The organism is Paenibacillus polysaccharolyticus (assembly GCF_900102085.1).
GTDB lineage: Bacteria > Bacillota > Bacilli > Paenibacillales > Paenibacillaceae > Paenibacillus > Paenibacillus polysaccharolyticus.
Genome location: NZ_FMVM01000004.1, coordinates 63,491 through 80,069 on the forward strand (window position 1 = coordinate 63,491; position 16,579 = coordinate 80,069).

At 45.3% G+C, this 16,579-nt stretch carries 13 protein-coding genes; 10 read left to right on the forward strand and 3 right to left on the reverse strand.

The window, feature by feature from the left end:
- Window positions 1-16: 16 nt before the first annotated feature.
- From BLQ13_RS06830 to BLQ13_RS06865, 8 genes are all read left to right on the forward strand, one after another.
- On the forward strand, window positions 17-1,405 hold the full coding sequence (locus BLQ13_RS06830; RefSeq protein WP_090917444.1) for a DUF1963 domain-containing protein: 1,389 nt from the start codon (window positions 17-19) through the stop codon (window positions 1,403-1,405).
- A gap of 137 nt (window positions 1,406-1,542) precedes the next feature.
- Window positions 1,543-2,001, forward strand: coding sequence for a GNAT family N-acetyltransferase (locus BLQ13_RS06835; RefSeq protein WP_090917446.1), 459 nt, complete (start codon window positions 1,543-1,545; stop codon window positions 1,999-2,001).
- Window positions 2,002-2,624: 623 nt separating this feature from the next.
- Window positions 2,625-3,989: an amino acid permease gene (locus BLQ13_RS06840; RefSeq protein ID WP_276326724.1), complete on the forward strand. Its 1,365-nt coding sequence runs from the start codon at window positions 2,625-2,627 to the stop codon at window positions 3,987-3,989.
- 196 nt (window positions 3,990-4,185) lie between these two features.
- On the forward strand, window positions 4,186-4,671 hold the full coding sequence (locus BLQ13_RS06845; protein WP_090917448.1) for an RNA polymerase sigma factor: 486 nt from the start codon (window positions 4,186-4,188) through the stop codon (window positions 4,669-4,671).
- Window positions 4,672-4,673: 2 nt separating this feature from the next.
- Window positions 4,674-5,687, forward strand: coding sequence for an anti-sigma factor (locus BLQ13_RS06850; protein ID WP_090917450.1), 1,014 nt, complete (start codon window positions 4,674-4,676; stop codon window positions 5,685-5,687).
- 319 nt (window positions 5,688-6,006) lie between these two features.
- Complete coding sequence (locus BLQ13_RS06855; RefSeq protein WP_090917453.1) at window positions 6,007-7,293, forward strand: WXG100 family type VII secretion target; 1,287 nt, start codon at window positions 6,007-6,009, stop codon at window positions 7,291-7,293.
- A 2-nt stretch (window positions 7,294-7,295) separates the two neighbouring features.
- A complete protein-coding gene (locus BLQ13_RS06860) occupies window positions 7,296-7,703 on the forward strand; it encodes a hypothetical protein (protein WP_090917455.1) in 408 nt (135 codons plus the stop codon).
- Window positions 7,704-7,989: 286 nt separating this feature from the next.
- Window positions 7,990-9,744: a methyl-accepting chemotaxis protein gene (locus BLQ13_RS06865; RefSeq protein ID WP_090917457.1), complete on the forward strand. Its 1,755-nt coding sequence runs from the start codon at window positions 7,990-7,992 to the stop codon at window positions 9,742-9,744.
- 209 nt (window positions 9,745-9,953) lie between these two features.
- On the opposite strand, the gene BLQ13_RS06870 is transcribed toward BLQ13_RS06865, so the two are convergent.
- Window positions 9,954-10,859 carry a LysR family transcriptional regulator gene (locus BLQ13_RS06870; RefSeq protein WP_090917459.1) on the reverse strand — a complete coding sequence of 302 codons (906 nt, stop codon included), beginning with the start codon at window positions 10,857-10,859 and terminating at the stop codon, window positions 9,954-9,956.
- Window positions 10,860-11,000: 141 nt separating this feature from the next.
- Here BLQ13_RS06870 and BLQ13_RS06875 point away from each other — a divergent pair, with 141 nt between their 5' ends.
- On the forward strand, window positions 11,001-12,044 hold the full coding sequence (locus BLQ13_RS06875) for a 2,3-butanediol dehydrogenase (protein WP_090917461.1): 1,044 nt from the start codon (window positions 11,001-11,003) through the stop codon (window positions 12,042-12,044).
- Window positions 12,045-12,250: 206 nt separating this feature from the next.
- Here BLQ13_RS06875 and BLQ13_RS06880 read toward each other — a convergent pair whose 3' ends face one another.
- Entirely contained in the window at window positions 12,251-12,766 is a 516-nt protein-coding gene (locus BLQ13_RS06880; RefSeq protein WP_090917463.1) for a GNAT family N-acetyltransferase, read from the reverse strand.
- Between the two features lie 123 nt (window positions 12,767-12,889).
- Window positions 12,890-13,657, reverse strand: a complete 768-nt coding sequence (locus BLQ13_RS06885) for a helix-turn-helix transcriptional regulator (RefSeq protein ID WP_139168859.1) — start codon at window positions 13,655-13,657, stop codon at window positions 12,890-12,892.
- 211 nt (window positions 13,658-13,868) lie between these two features.
- Between BLQ13_RS06885 and BLQ13_RS06890 the strand changes: the two genes are divergently transcribed.
- Window positions 13,869-16,187 (forward strand): beta-L-arabinofuranosidase domain-containing protein, encoded by a 2,319-nt coding sequence (locus tag BLQ13_RS06890; RefSeq protein ID WP_090917465.1) that lies wholly within the window; start codon window positions 13,869-13,871, stop codon window positions 16,185-16,187.
- Window positions 16,188-16,579: the final 392 nt, after the last annotated feature.

A 16,579-nucleotide genomic window follows, 5' to 3' on the forward strand; every position in this document is an offset into this window, starting at 1 on the left:
TGAAGGAGGCGGAAGCATGACAGAACGTATTCCATGTGTACGCGAAGGATGCGACCATATGATTTTACCAGCAACAGCAGCTAAAACAGGTGGGTATTGTATGCCTTGTAAACAGGAGATGGAACGGGAGGCACACCAGCGTTATATTGAAGCGAATCGGCGTGACGTCGATCTGTATGAGGGCATTACGGATGCGGTGCAGATTCTGAAAATCATGCATGAACCTCGGACATATAACGAACTTATTCGATATGTACCGTATATGTACTCCATGGAACAAGTGTATCTGTCCCTTACAGCAGAGCAGCAACATGAGATGAAGCGTTACGCAATGGAGTTGATCCGCTCAGATGACGAGGACGGCGGTAAGGATATTTTGCTGTATCTTGTTTGTTATCATGATCTGCCCTTGACGTCGGAAATTCCTGAACTTTTGGAGCGGGAGATTGTTTATCCAGCAGTTTTGTTCAAAAGTGCCTCTGGCGAGATGCGAGATCATCTGATTCAGCAGGTGAACAACGATGGGGAGAATCGTAACCACTTTCTGATCATGCTGGCTTATATCGGTGACGAAGTGGTTGTACAACAGTTCTTGCAGTGGAGGCAGGCTCCGCCCCTGTGGGCCAGCGAGCTGTATATCGCACCTGAGCGTTACACGTTGCAGGCGGGTTGGGAGTTAACCGAAGAAGGTCAACGCAGAGAATTGTTCATCACCCCGAGTTATTCATTGTATGAAGCAGAACACAGTGATGTAGAGGCAGGCGAGAGTGAGAACCTGAATGGTTCTCCGATTTCTTTACTTGTGCCAAGTTCCAAGCTTTGTCCATGGTGTGGTAGTTCATTTATCAGCTTAATGAATTTACATGTGAAACATCCATCGCTTCGGTCTGTTCACTGGAACTCTCCACAACTTGATGTGCAGACCTGCTTGGTATGCAGCAGTTACAGCGTGGTGTACATGGAAATGGATGCAGAAGGGAATCCGATCTGGAGTAAGTATAATGTGAAGCCCGACGGATTTGATGAAATTGATGTAGAAGAGATGAGCGTAGATGTTTCGGGAGTTAGCTCAAGTAGCTTAAATGTAGGTAGCCTTGCTGGCGAGGGAGAGTGGTCAGAAGGGGCGCAGGAGCAGGTACAGCGACGTTGGTTCCGTATCGCGTCGGAACCGCGTCAGCCTTATCATGGCAGTGAGTGGGCAATGGAACCTTCTATATCACAGGTTGGGGGTCACCCCGGCTGGGTGCAAGATGCAGATTATCCAGTATGTCCAGCCTGCTCTGCTACGATGAAAGCTATCGGACAGTTGGACGGTGAGATGATTCAGGAGAATGGTGAAGGTGTGTATTACATGTTTGCGTGTGAGCCATGCCAGATGACAGCAGTATCGTATCAGCAATCATAATATAATCCACCCACTTTCTTATCGTTTTCCAGCATGAAGTGACTGTTGTTATAAAACCTGACATCGTTGTAATATATAATCATTGATCAGCTTCGTGGAGAGAGATAAATTACAAAATGTCGGCAGGAGTGGGAACGATGGAAATAAGAGTGGATGATTTGAATGGAGATCAGGTAAAAGCGCTAATCGCGGAACATTTGATGGGCATGGCAGCGGATTCGCCGCCGGAAAGTATACATGCACTGAATCTGGATGGACTGAAGAAACCCGAGATTACGTTCTGGTGTGCATGGGACGGAGAGGAACTGCTCGGCTGCGGGGCGATCAAGGAACTGAACGCGGAGCATGCTGAACTGAAATCGATGCGTACGGCTGCCGCCCACTTGCGTAAAGGGGTAGCTCGCCGAATCTTGGCTCACATTATTGAAGAGGCTACGTCTCGCGGATATCAGCGTATCAGTCTGGAGACAGGTTCAATGGATTCTTTTATCCCGGCACGCAAGCTGTATGAAGACTTTGGTTTTGCATATTGCGAGCCGTTTGCGGACTATATTTTAGACCCGAATAGTACATTTATGACCAAAGTTATTGGATAACCTTATAGATGATGAATCTAAACGGAAACAGCCAGTCTCTCTAGTATAGGGAGGCTGGCTTTTGACGTTTATTTATGTGTTGAAGTGTTTATGGATTTGAAGAAAAAATGAAACATTCGATACAGTTCATACAGCGTAAAAAGTGATAAACTAAAATTCGAGGTTTGAACGCTGTGACGCACCAAAGAATGGAGAGTGCAGGAGAATGCTCTACTGGTGGTTTGAAGGAATGAACCCATTGTTCGTTGGATTCGTATTGTGTCCCATATTGGCTGTGATTCTGGGTGTGTGCTGGTATGCTTCGAAATGGTGCAGTAGGACAATTGCTTTGGGTGTATCTCTTTTGCTGCCTTTGCTGTATATCACTAGTGATTGGGGGACGTTTACCGCCAATCTGGATGCATGGCTACTTTATGGAATAGGGTATAGTTTGATAACATGGGCAACATACCGATTACTTTGTACACTTAAAGGGTATAAATCATAGGCATGTCATAAGTTTGGGATGAATTGGCCATACAGATTGGGTGGGCTGTTTCATCATGGATAGGGTATACTGGACTTTATATTGCTCAAAAATAGACAAGGATTACAGACGTTTTTGTACCTCAGGAGGATTTCAATTGGCTCAGACTCAGACGGAAGAATCATTACAGAAAAAATTAAAACCCAGACATATTACCTTTATGGCGATGGGTGGTGTTATTGGGACAGGCATTTTTAAAGGCAGTGCAGGTACGATTGGACTTGCAGGCCCAGGTGTTATTGTAACGTACATTTTTGCCGGACTGTTGTTGCTTGTGGTTATGGCTGCGATGGCAGAGATGGCTACGGTGTACAAGAACAGAAATATGAAAGATTTTGTACAGGAAGCGTTCGGTAGCCGAGTTTCGTTTATTATGGGATGGATGTACTGCTTCTTGTGGTTATCGGTATGTGTCATCGAGGTTATTGCTGCGGGCAGTTTCCTGCAATATTGGTTCGCGGACGTACCACTATGGATGCTAAGTCTGGCGTGTGCGGCATTTATTATATTGGTGAATTTGCTCAGCGTGGGTGTGTTCGGTGAGTTTGAGTTTTGGCTGGCCGGGATCAAAATTGCGATGATTATTATTTTTATCGTGCTCGGGGCAGGGCTGATCTTTGGTATTATTCCAAGTGACAACACACCATATTTACAAAACTACACGCAGGCGGGTGGGTTCTTCCCGAACGGATTGACATCGATCTTCTCTGCACTGCTTGTGGTTATGTTCTCGTATGGAGGATCGGAGCTGATTGGCCTGACCTTGACGGAAACGGAAAATGCGGAGAAAGTGATGCCCAAGATCGTGGGCAATTTCATGTTCAGAATCATTTTGTTCTTCACGTTGCCAATTCTGATTATCTGTGGTCTGATTCCATGGAACGAGATTGGGCCGGAAAGCAGCCCGTTTGTACAGGTACTGGCATCAACTGGCCTGCCGGGTGCTGCACATATTATGAACTTTATATTGGTGACGGCGGTGCTGTCCGCAGCGAACTCGGGTATCTACGGGGCATCCCGCATGATGCATTCTATGGCCGTCGGCGGGGAGGCGCCTAAAGCACTCGCCAAAACCAACCGCAACGGTAGCCCGATTAATACGTTGCTGGTGTGTACCGTTGTTCTGCTGGCAGGTTCCTTGTTAGGACTGTTTGCCCAAGATCAGCTGTTTAGAGTGTTGCTTGCTGTTCCGGGATTTGTCGTGATTCTGGTCTGGATCTGCATCGCTGCTTCTCAGCTGAAATTACGTAAAAAGTATCCGGTTCAGCCTACATTCAAGGTATGGGGATTCCCTTATATCACCGGGGCGGTTGTCTTGATCCTGAGCGTCATTGCTCTGATGTTTGTGTTTGATGAAGGCAACCGGTTCAGTATTAGCATCTGTCTTGGTGTACTTGCATTGCTGACGATCTGGTCTTTGATTCGATTCCGCAAGATGGCAGGCCGGGTTTCAGGGCGCTAATAACTTCGATGAATGAAAAGTGATATATGCTATATCTAGGATTAACAAAGATCTATAAACGTCTATCTTTACAGAGAATCTCGGTGCTCGTGCGCCGGGATTTTTTTATGTACATACACTAGGCCGCAAAACTTTTTTAACCGAACGATTAACATTCAGTTCATCCGCCCGTTATACCTATGAAAGGTGGTGAAGCATGGACGCCAGACAGATGGCTGAACAGCTGCAGCCTAAACTTAGAGAAATCCGGCATTATCTGATCAGACTTGGCGCTTCCCCATCGGATGCAGAGGATATTTTGCAGGAAACGGTGTACAAGGCTTTTTTATATATCGACTCGATTGAAAAAGGGAAGTTCAGTGCGTGGCTCTATAAAGTTGCGATCAACCGTTATTATGATCTCTGTCGCCGGAAGAAATGGGCGATGGTTCCCATCGAAAGTGTGGAAATACCGGATTCATCGCTTCCTGAGGATGCCATTCTACAGCAGGAGAAGAAAGAAAAAGTGGAAGCTGTGCTCGGTGAACTTGCTCCGTTGCACAGACAGCTGCTGATTATGAAATATGAGATGGAGCTCTCTTACCAGGAGATTGCGGAGTTGCTTGGCATGCGAATGGAACAAGTCAAAGCATCGTTATATCAGGCCAGACAACAATTTAAGAAAAAGTATGGGAGTGAGTAAAAATGAACCAACCGTTTGAACAAGAAGATACAGTAGATGTCAGTAAAATGATTAAAAAGGCCAAACGTAAAACAACGATTCGTACCGTATCTTTATCGCTCGTCGTATCGGTTGCGGCATTATTCGGAGTTATTGTCGGCAATCAGTATTTAACAAGTTCCAGTTATGAGCGTGCGATGTACAGCGAGCAGTTGATGAGTCAAATAAGCGGGCCGGATCAAGTGCAGACGGGGCAGGTGAACTTCAGTAGTTTTTTGAACGGAACTTTGCAGACCTATAAAGCTAAAGTCATCGAGGGTGTACTTGTACCTTGGGCAGATCAAAAGGTTAATTATACCGTGCTGCCTTTACCTATCTTTTCAAGTATGGGTGGTAGTACTGGGCAACAATCAGTTTCATTGCCAGATGAGAATATGCAGAAACAAGGCTATGAGTATACTCGCAGCTACAATGGATTAAGTGGACAGAGAGAGATGATGTTTTACATTCCGGGTGTGAATTATAATGGAAAAATCCTAAATGACCTTCCGTTGCTGAGTGAAATGGACTCGGACAAAAAGGTGGAGATGGCTATTTCTTTCGATAAGGATTATTCATTGGATGAAGCGAAACAGTTGCTCCCGTCGGAGTTAAATCAAACATGGTATTGGATAGATACGTATGATGACAGAGCTTTTTACGATCCTAGACAGGATGGAAACGGGAAACAAAGTTATGCGACTCCAGAGCCGGAGAATTGGGTGAAGGGTTTTGGAATGAATCCATCCGAACCGACAGAAGTGAATGGCAAGCGATTTTTGGATGCTTTGGAACAGGGAAGACATCTTAAAGGGTTATATCATTATGAGTTCAACCGAATCTACGATTATTTGAAAAAAGATAAAAAAGAGCCACAAGAGAGCGATATTCGCATTCTGGGTGTTGTGGTGACAGGAACAGCAAAACAATTGCAGTCCCTGAGTGGTCAGCCGTATGTCAGAGGGGTAACGTTGGGAGCAGTGGTGGAAAAATATTGAGTTTTCAGGGCCAAACTTTCTTAGAATATTTCTTGATCATTAAAGTAGTAAGGATGAAAATGAAGGATCTCGGCGCATGCGCCGGGATTTTTTTATGAAGCGGGTGGGGAGACAAATAGGTCACAAAGACTGTTACAAATAGGGCCTACTGGGGGTAATAGGAACTAAAAGATTGAGTCGACAGTCTCTACGAAATGAAATTCAATCCAGTTATACTGAAACCCCATGTGCTGGTAGATGAACTGGCATATGTGAAACACAGAATTTTCGTGTAACAACGAACTACATAGTTAGAACGATATCGATAACGAGGTACCCCATGACAACGATTAAAGTAACCCCGGAACAGCTAATGTCTGTTTCAAAACAGTTCGCCACAGCCCAAAGTCAGATTGCTCAGATGAATCACATCTTGAAACAACAGCTGTTCGAAATTGAAAGGCAGTGGAACGGGAGCGCCAAGGAAAGATTTTATGCTGATTTCATCGCGGCGCAACGAGTGATGGACAACTTCAGTTCACTATCCCACTCGATTGCCAAAACGCTTGAAGGACATGCGGAGAAGTTCAGACTAGCGGATCAGCAGACTACGCAATCCTACGATGCCAATTGTATGCCGCCTCCACCGGATGAATGCCGGGCTCCCACTGCAGACAATCGTAATGCTTTTCAAAAATCGGTGGATAGTTTGAAAGAACTCGGTACTGGTTTTATGCAGGCTGCAGATGACCGCTACCAGAAGCGTTACGACAGTGTCGGCGGATTTCTGGACTATTGGACGTTTGGGATTCCAAGTGGTCTGGTTGGAGGTTATATGGACAGGGCGGATAAAGCATTCGATTCTCCGAATGATACGGCCAATTGGCTGACGTTTGGCATCCATGGTACAATCCGTGAAGCCATATTCCCCACGAATGCCTGGTCCAGCGAGCATTGGGCCAATATGATGGGGATGGGAGGCATGATGGTCGGCGGTGGTCTCACTGCCAAGATGATCAAACCGCATAATCTACTGACATCGTCAGGAGGCGGTAGCAAGGTTAGTGTTTTGAACCAACGGCCGGGAACTGGCCAGATGACGGGCGGTTTTAACGGATTTAAAGACCCGCGTCTTCAAGTGATGGACAATATTGCGGAGAGTAAAAAGGCCCGGGAATCCTCCCAAATGAGTGATTACTTTAACAGCGAAAAACAACTATCAAAAAGTATTCAGGAACATAGATTAAATATGGAAAGAATAATTTATAATGAAGGTAATTTGAGCATTGATGAAGGTGTTTTAAGTGGAGGGAAAATCAAAGAAAGTTATTTGAAAAGTTTAGTTCCTCCTAAAGGTATCAATAAATTTAGAGCAGACCCTGGAGTAATAGAAGAGGGATTTAAGTATAACTTCATACACGAGAATAAAAGAATTGAAATTAAGTGGCACTCACCACAGCAAAATTTGAGAGATATCTTGCCGGAAGAGGATTTATTGACTAGTAATTCGTATAATGGATGGAGTGCTCAAATTAAGATCGGTAAAAAATATTTAGGAACAGATGGTCAATTATATAGAAATAACCAGCAAAATATAACACATATACCTGTTGATATTGGAGGATAAATATGAAGCCATTAGAGATTAAGCAGTTACCTGATGTATTATCAAAAGAAACTTTAGAGAAATATTTAAGTGATTATTTAAGCTTTGTTGAGAATACAGAGAAGTTAAACAAACTAGAAGTTTTAGAATCACTATCAGAATTTGCTGATAGAAAAGTCTATACTCATCAATTGTTAGATGCCAATCTAAAATTAAGAACAGATCAGCTTGTCCAAACCCTCTTGGATATTTCTTCGGAAGACGTGGTTGATAGTTATGCCAACGTTGTTGTAAATCTAAATTTAGAAGAGAGTTATGAATTAATGAAATCAGTCTTAGATTTGGAGTTAACTGAAAAAGTTAGAGAAATTATCGAAGAAACGATTGATGAAGTAGGTGACAACATAAATATTCCTTATCAATCTAACTAAACATATATTGTCTATATCCATTAAAGGACTGTTATAACCTCCAACTACCATGTTGGAGGTTTTCTTTGCCTAAAATCCTCTGAAACACCGCGCTTCATAAGCCTTTTAAAGTTGCCACTACCAAAACTAGCACATCAATGATAGCGTTTTTATATAAATCCAATATTTTCTTGCGTAATTCGACATATTCGTATACTATTTTCCCATACTTAGTGCTTCAAACATATGTTTTTTGGGTACGGCCTAGTCAAAAAGGCTTGGGTTCGTGGGGAGGAAGAGGGAGCAAATGATCGGTTTTTTCAGGAAACGTCTGGTTGTGCGCATTGCGGCTATTGTTACACTGGTCATTACGATTATAGCTGCGGGAAGTATGCTGACGCAGATCGCTAATGTGAAACTTGCTGCGCAGGGGGCTATCACAAGCTACAATATTCAGATTGCCGAGAGTTATGTGAAGCAATTGGATACAGCATCATATGTGGACTTTGCCAAGGACCCCAAGGAAAATGAGGAGTATCTTCGTATTCGGGATGAATTGGATGATTTTCGAGTGCGTATTGGTGCCATGTATGTGTATTTCGTCAAAATTGACGATAAAGGAACGCCGCTGATCATGGTGGATGGCATGAAGGATGCGGATAAAGCTTCAGCAATTAACGAAGTAACGGACATTCCTGCAGATGCGGTGCAGAAGTTGCTACAAGGGGAAACAGCAAGTTCGCCGATCATTAACAATCCAGAGTACGGTAATTATATTTCTTCCTACGCTCCAATTCTGAATAGCAATGGTACTCTTGCGGGTGTAATTGGTATCGATACAGGGATTTCTGTTATCGGAGGTATCGAAACCGATATTTTGAGATCAAGTCTGCCGTTGTATGTGATCCTACTGCTCGCTACTCTTGCAGGTATTGCTATAGTGATGTGGTTTATCGTTAGAGGACTGCGCCCTCTACATCCGCTGAAATCAAGTGTGGAAAAGATGGCACAAGGTGAGCTTGCCGAAGCTAATCGCATTTTGACAGCCTATCGTTTGAAGAGCAGAGATGAGATCGGAACAACGTATCAGGCGATGATACATATGTCTGGGAATTTAAATAAAATAGTAAGTGACATGGTTGGAGGGGTAGCTTCAACAACCGAATTGTTATCCGAATCCACGAAAGAGTTTAATCGGAGTACCGAAGAGATGCTCGCCATGAGTAAAACAGTGGATCGTGCCGTTGAGGAAATAAGACAAGGTGCGCATACACAGAAGCAGAGTGCAAGTGACAGTGCGCATGCCATGGAAGAGATTGCAAAAGGCATCAACGATATATCTGAATCCTCCAATGTGGTATCGGATGCGGCAACAATGGCGCTGACTACGGCGGAATCGGGGCAGCAACGCATGACGATTATGAAGAAGCAGATGGAAAACATCTCTGCAGTATCTGGAGAGGTTACCACGATGGTGCAGGTGTTAAACAACTATTCTACTGAAATCGGTGGTGCACTGCATACGGTACGTGACTTCGCAAGTCAAACCAAACTGCTCGCGCTTAATGCCTCCATTGAGGCTGCACATGCGGGTGAGCATGGAAAGGGTTTTGCGGTTGTGGCAGAAGAAGTGAGGAAACTTGCCGAAGCCTCCAGTTCGTCTATGGAACGAATCTCGGACTTATTACTTCGTATTGAACAGGAGTCACAGCAGATAGGTTCCCGAATGGGGGTTACTGCCCAGGAGATTGGTCAGGGGGTCGTATTTACAACTGAAGCAGAGCAGGCCTTCTCACAAGTCGTGGATGCGTTCCAACTAGTTACCCAGCGTATACAGGAGGTCTCTGCTGCGGCTGAAGAAATTACGGCCGGATCGGAAGAGGCGGCAGCTTCGGTCAACACGATTTCACAGATTTCCGCAGGCGTGTCGGATCACTCTGATGAGATATACCGTTTGATGCAGGATCAATCGGTGATGTTCCGTAAGGTGGCCGAAACGTCTACGATGCTTGAACAGCAGACGAATGAGATGAGTGAAGCAGTGAAAAGAGTGAAGGTGTAAGTGAAGCTTTGAAAAACGGGAGTCCTTAAACGAAACGAGTATAGAAGAAAAGAATGAAAAAGAAACATAAAATGGAACTAAACAAGAAAAAATGAAGAAGATTACATGATAAAAGAGGCAACTAAATTAAGAGAAAATAAGTAAAGTGCTCTGCCAATGGTGGAGCACTTTTTTTGCATATCAAATAACCTATATTCATGAACAGCAAATCATAGATGACCGAGTTCAATCGCTTGTTTGAAGCGCCGGGCAAATTGTTCTGCTGCAGACGCAGCCTCTCTGAATTCTGTCTGCACGAAGCCGATCTGCATTTTGGGCTGCTGAATCTCGGTAATTTCGACCATCTTAATCAACCCTTCTTTCCAAAGTGGGTTCTGGTGAAAGGAGAAGTCGTGCCCGATCGTTGCAGCAATATTATTTTTCAGCACCGTGCTAATGGCTTCCGAATTATTGGTTTTAAATAAGATGGACAAAGGCCCATATTCATAGGTGAACTCCTGTAGGAAATCTTCAATAAAACCGTCCCGATATAATGCAAGATTATGTTCTTTCAGTTGATCAGGGGTGACACGTGTATGTTTTGCTAGTTCGGACAGTTGATGGGTGCATACAACAAGCTTGCTCGAATACATCGGTGTAAAATGTAACCCATCCAATTCGCGCAGTTGTTTCGCGTAAATGGCGATAAAGCCCAGATGGGTTTTATTATTGCGGATGTCCTCAATGATCTCCATGGAACCTTTCTCTTCAATCGATAATCTCAGTTGTGAATGATCTCGTTTCATATCTGCTGCCGACTGCACCAAGTAAGGCATAACACTCGGGAAAGTAGCCACATGAAGATCACCGGTCAATGTAGATGTCGTTGCATTTAGTGATTTCAATTCATCAATTCGCTGCAAAATGTCCAGCGCTTTGGCGATAAATTGTTTACCCTCCGGCGTGGGATGAGTGCCTTGTCTGGAACGCTCGAATAGTACCAGCCCCAGCTCTTTTTCCAGGCGATGAACCGATTGGCTGATCGCAGATTGCGTGACATGAAGATGCTCCGATGCGGCGGAGAACGATTGCGTTTTGGCGATTTCGACAACGTATTCGAGTTGTTCCAGATTCATGCGATCATCCCTTTTTAGCATTAGTATAAGTAATGTTAACATAAGTATCTATAAATATGAATAATGGTTGAATAGCGATATAATATATAGACAAGCAGAACATTCTTGTATTAAAAGTTTAGATAAAAGGGGATGTACAGAATGAAGGCAGCAGTATGGTATGGTCATAAAGACGTGCGTGTGGAAGATCGTGAGGTTCCGGTTGCAAAGTCTGGCCAGGTGCAGATCAAAGTCGAGTATGCCGGAATCTGCGGCAGTGACTTACACGCGTATCATCATGGTGTAGGTATTCAAGAGGGAGAGAATCATCCGCTCTCAGGACAAAAAGCGCCGCTGACACTGGGACACGAGTTTGCAGGAACAGTAAGTGCTCTAGGTGATAATGTAAGCGGTATCAATGTTGGTGATCGCGTGGTGGTTGAACCTCTCTACCATTGTGGAACGTGTGAGTACTGTATTCAAGGTAGATACAATCAGTGTACTCAATTTGGTTTTGTCGGATTGAACGGAGATGGCGGTTTTGCCGAATATGTAGTCGTCGAAGCATATATGGTGCACCCGATTCCAGATCAAGTTTCCTTTGAAGAAGGGGCACTTGTAGAACCGACAGCGGTTGCTTTTCATGCTGTACGTCACAGCAAGCTGAAAGTGGGGAATAAAGTAGCTGTATACGGGGCAGGGCCGATTGGTTTGCTGACCATTTTGTCAGCGAAAGCCGCTGGGGCATCTGAAGTTTACGCTGTCGATGTTTTCGATGATCGTTTGGAACTGGCGGCTAAACTTGGCGCAATTCCGGTGAATAGCAATAAGGTGGATGCAACACAGGTCATTACGCAGCAATCCGGTGGAATTGATGTTGCATATGAAGCGGCTGGCGTGCAACCGACGATGGACAGTGCTGTGTCCGTGATTAAAAAAGGTGGGGAAGTTGTGGTCATTGCCGCAATTCCAAACCCGCTTCACGTAAACTTTTTCGACATGCTGGTAAAAGAAGCGAACCTAACCGCCACATTGGCGTACCGACACATCTTCCCTGAGGTCATCTCACTCATTGCTGAAGGTGCACTTGATGTGAAGCAGGTAATCACCAAGAAAATTAAGCTGCATGATGTTGTGCAGGACGGGCTTGAGTTGTTGATGAGCGACAAGAGTCATGCGAAGATTCTGATTGAGATTGGCGGTTAAGCTCAGGCTCAACATCCTAATCATGTAACGCTAAGATATCAGGTTTAAACGAGAGGGCTGTTCCTCTTGTCATCTACAGATGGCAGGAGAACAGCCCTTTGTTTAATGGTATAAAGAGACATAACATTCTATAGAATGCACGATTACTTTGGATAGCGTGGTAAATCAGTAGTACTACTTGTTGTCCGTTAAGGCCCTATCTTATCTTATTTTATCTCGTAACGATAGCAGATTGCCTGCCCTCCGCCCTCCACGGGACTGAACTCCGGATCTTCAATAAAGCCAAAACGTTCATATAACCGGATGGCATTAACCATCTGACTACCCGTATAGAGATAAACTGCATTTTTGCCCAGCTCCTTCGTGGATTCCACACACCGCTGAAGCAGCTCACGGGCAATGCCATGTCCTCTCCACTCAGGATCAACACCGAGCAGACGGACAAATGGATAATCGATCGGCAGATCAAAATTCGGGTAGGCTTTATGTGCCGTTTCAAATAACTGAACGGTACCAACAATCCGATCTTCGATCTTGGCTACCCATAATTCAGTCAAGTATGGATTGTCCACAGATTCGCGGATATCTTTCAGGTAGGCTTCCCAACGATCCGATTGCTCAAACGAGCTCTGGTATTCCGCGTAACTGGCAACCAGAATGTCAACAATCTCAGCATGGTCAGCTGGGGAAGCGGGATGAATCGTAATGGCAGCCGTCGTCATATCTAAATTCTCCTTTTCTTATGAGTAAAGTAGGGAATGGTATTTCCTTGCATTATAACACAGGGGATTCAATCCTCTATATTAGAATCTTCTATAAGCGATTTCAACATTTCTATATCTTTTTTACAACCGATTCAGCTGTGTACTGTATAGATGATTGCGATATTCGGTTGGCGTACTGGCCTCGTGTTGCTTGAATGTGCGCAGAAACAGCTTATAATCACGAAAGCCGCATTGGGCTGCAATCTCTTTCACACTGGCATTGGTGTTGAGCAACAGTCGTTTGGCACGGCGCATGCGTTCGGTGAGAATATACGTTTTGAGTCCGATCCCTTTTTCCTGCTTCACCATTTTGGAAATGTAGTCCTTGTTGAAATTAAAGTTCTCCGCAATCTCACTCACCGTAATATTCAGATGCAGATGGATATCGACCCACTTACAGATATGATCCACCACGGCGTTATGCTGGCGATAGTCTGAGCGCAGGTTACGTTCCATTTCTTTGAGAAGTAATAGCGCAGCAGCATCCGCCTCTTCGGACGAGAAGGAAGATACATGCAATAACTGCTTGAACAGTTGATTTGCCATAGAAGGAATCTGAATGGTTGAATGGGTTGGGAAATCACCAAATGAGCCTGGTGCTGTCCCGTAATGTATCCAGTAGAAGCTCACAGGTGCGTCACTAATCTGGTAACCATAATGCGTTCGGCCCGCCTTTAAAAATAAAAGATCATCCGCACGAACAACGTATCGTTTGTCCTCCTCCGCAATATACATCTCACCTTCCAGCATCAAAATGATCTCATGAACCGGCATGCTTCGACGCATATGACTCCAGTTGCCCTCTGATATGAATTTCCCACATAAATAGTGCTCCACTGGTTTTGACATAGGACGGATTTATCCACCTTTTCTTGGATTCTGAGTCTGCTGTAACTGTAGTTTATTTGATAATATGAGGACATTCAAGGGTGAAAGCTAGATGGCAGAGATAAGTTCTAGCCGGAGTGGAACACGGATTTTATCCTTTATCTCTAAACAAGCCCTACTAAAAGAAAAGAAACCATATGAAGTTATTTCATATGCCAAAGGAGCGAGCCACATGATCGATACGAGAAAAGGATTTCTGGGCCCCTCACAGGTTAACTTGCTGAAAGGTCCATTTCAAACGTCACAGCATATCGGTGAACGTTACTTGTTATCACTGGAGATTGACCGCTTTCTGGCTCCATGTTATGAAGCCCACGGATTAACACCACGCAAGGAACGATATGCAGGCTGGGAGGCACGCTCGATTAGCGGACATTCCCTCGGACATTACATGTCGGCTCTCGCGGTGACGTATCAGGCGACGGGTAATTCTACTTTAAAGCAAACGCTCGATTATGCTGTGAATGAACTGGCGGCAATTCAACAGACGACGGGTAGCGGATATGTCGGAGGTTTGTCTGAGGAGGCTTTCCGTATGGCTTTTCGTGCGGAGAACATTGGCGGATTTAACATTGGTGAATATTGGGTTCCGTGGTACAGCGTGCATAAAATCTATCGTGGTCTGATTGATGCCTATCAAAAGACGGGCAATGAGCAGGCGCTTGAGGTGGTTGCACTTTTTGCGGATTGGGCAGTGACGGGACTGAGTGCCATGACCGAGGAGCAGATCCAGACGATGCTGATGTCTGAGCATGGCGGGATGAACGAAGTGTTTGCCCAATTGTACGGCATTACAGGAAACTCAGCCTATCTGAGGGCTGCCCGTCAATTCACGCACCAACTCATTCTGGAACCGCTGGAGCAGGAGCGGGATGAGTTGCAAGGAAGGCATGCCAACACCCAGATTCCCAAGGTCATCGGCGCAGCCGAAATCTATAACCAAGACCCTGCACAGACGTCGTACCGGACAGCGGCACAATTTTTCTGGGATACAACCGTAAAGCATCGTTCTTATGTCTTTGGCGCGACGAGCATATCCGAGCATTATGAAGCAAAGGGCATGGAGAGCCTTGGCATCAAAACCGGGGAGAGTTGCTGTACGCACAACATGATGCATCTGACCAAGCAGCTGTTTGCCTGGAACCGGGACAGTGCCTACATGGACTATTATGAGAATGCAGTCTATAACCATATCCTTGGCACGCAAGACCCGGATACGGGCAACAAAACCTATTTTGCCTCCACCCTGCAAGGGCATTACAAAATCTACGGCACACATGATACGGCTTGGTGGTGCTGCACCGGATCAGGCATGGAGAATCCGGGCAAGTATGCAGAAGCTATCTATTATGAGGATGAACAAGACTTGTATGTGAACCTCTACATCGCTTCCGAGCTGGAGTGGGCATCACAGGGACTGAACTTAAAGCTGGAAACGGACTTCCCCTATTCGGAAAAAGCAACCCTGACAATCACCGAAGGCAGCGCCTCGGCTTGTCTAAGGCTACGCGTGCCGTCCTGGCTCCAGGAGCCGATGACTGCAATTGTAGGCGGGGATTCGGCTCAGTCGTATACACGTCTGGAACCCGGCTATCTGTCCATTGATCGCACTTGGTCAGCGGGCGATACGATTACTATTATGCTGCCGATGGCACTGCGTAAATATACAGCACGGGATGATGCCCACAAGGTGGCATTCCAGTATGGCCCGATTGTGTTAGCTGGTGCGCTTGGCAGTGAAGGACTTCCCGAGGATACCATTATCGACGAAACTGCACTGAATCCAAAAACAGCTCCCGTACCCGTTATCCAAACGGAAGAAGAGGATGTGAGCAAGTGGATCAAGGTTGTCGATAAAGAGAAGCTTACATTTGAGCTTAGTGAGGAAGTGACATCTACAGGTGAAGCGGTGAAACTAATTCCGTTCTATGAGGTGCATCATGAGTTCTATACAGTGTATTGGGCGTTGAATGATGAAGGGGATGCGCTGGAGAAAGCGTTAAACGATATCACCATCGATAGCGTGCAGCCGGATGGTCAGCAGGATGAGATCGGGCATCAATTGGAGAGCAACTGCCGCGAGGAGCAATATAATGGCTCCGGTACAGACGGACGCAACAGGCTGTATATGTGGCGTGAGGCTTACGGAGTAAACGAAGCAGCATTCGGCTACTGCTTGGCTGTAGACTCGGGTGCTATGAACTATTTGTGCGTAGCCTACTGGGGCGGGGATTATTTGCATTTTGACCGAGAGGGTATCCGGTATGAAAGGCAGTTTAGTATTTTGGTGGAAGATGTAGTTGTAGGGGAACAGCGCATTCATATGAACAAGATCGGAGAGGTGTTCCGTGTCAGCTATGAGATTCCGGAAGAGGTCACCAGAGATAAAGAGAGTGTGAAGGTAACATTCCAGGCAGTCGGGGACAAGGGCTGTGCGGGAAAAGTGACAGAGGTTCGTACAACACGTAGCAGACCGGATTTTTGCGTGTGAGCGTCTGAGGAAGAAGCCTAATAGACGACCCGGCACAATGCTCAAAATTCTAACGATCCGTACGGAGCTTATTTAGGTGATTTTCCCCCTTTCGGTATTCTAACGATCACCAGCGACGTTATTTCTGCCAAAACGGACTAAATTCAATGAAATCGCGTCTCAAATGTGAAAATAACGTTTCTCATGATCGTTAGATTCTGGATTCAGCTAAGAAACACCAAATAGCGTCAACTGTGATCGTTAGCCTGATGGGTAGTGAGTAGGTTGGATGCGGATGTGACGAACAATAGCTTACACAAGACGAAATGGGAGGTATTCGCCGTTTTCGTCTTTTTGGTGTGAAATTCCCTCAAGAAATCTCTTTCTCGCACCGCATCCTACTCCAGCCCGCT

Bases quoted from the DNA above. Each gene is read 5' to 3' on its own strand.
- BLQ13_RS06860 (WP_090917455.1), top strand. From the start codon at position 7,296: ATGAAGCCATTAGAGATTAAGCAGTTACCTGATGTATTATCAAAAGAA.
- BLQ13_RS06880 (WP_090917463.1), bottom strand. From the start codon at position 12,766: ATGACGACGGCTGCCATTACGATTCATCCCGCTTCCCCAGCTGACCAT.
- BLQ13_RS06875 (WP_090917461.1), top strand. From the start codon at position 11,001: ATGAAGGCAGCAGTATGGTATGGTCATAAAGACGTGCGTGTGGAAGAT.
- BLQ13_RS06855 (WP_090917453.1), top strand. From the start codon at position 6,007: ATGACAACGATTAAAGTAACCCCGGAACAGCTAATGTCTGTTTCAAAA.
- BLQ13_RS06865 (WP_090917457.1), top strand. From the start codon at position 7,990: ATGATCGGTTTTTTCAGGAAACGTCTGGTTGTGCGCATTGCGGCTATT.
- BLQ13_RS06885 (WP_139168859.1), bottom strand. From the start codon at position 13,657: ATGTCAAAACCAGTGGAGCACTATTTATGTGGGAAATTCATATCAGAG.
- BLQ13_RS06870 (WP_090917459.1), bottom strand. From the start codon at position 10,859: ATGAATCTGGAACAACTCGAATACGTTGTCGAAATCGCCAAAACGCAA.
- BLQ13_RS06835 (WP_090917446.1), top strand. From the start codon at position 1,543: ATGGAAATAAGAGTGGATGATTTGAATGGAGATCAGGTAAAAGCGCTA.
- BLQ13_RS06830 (WP_090917444.1), top strand. From the start codon at position 17: ATGACAGAACGTATTCCATGTGTACGCGAAGGATGCGACCATATGATT.
- BLQ13_RS06890 (WP_090917465.1), top strand. From the start codon at position 13,869: ATGATCGATACGAGAAAAGGATTTCTGGGCCCCTCACAGGTTAACTTG.
- BLQ13_RS06845 (WP_090917448.1), top strand. From the start codon at position 4,186: ATGGACGCCAGACAGATGGCTGAACAGCTGCAGCCTAAACTTAGAGAA.
- BLQ13_RS06850 (WP_090917450.1), top strand. From the start codon at position 4,674: ATGAACCAACCGTTTGAACAAGAAGATACAGTAGATGTCAGTAAAATG.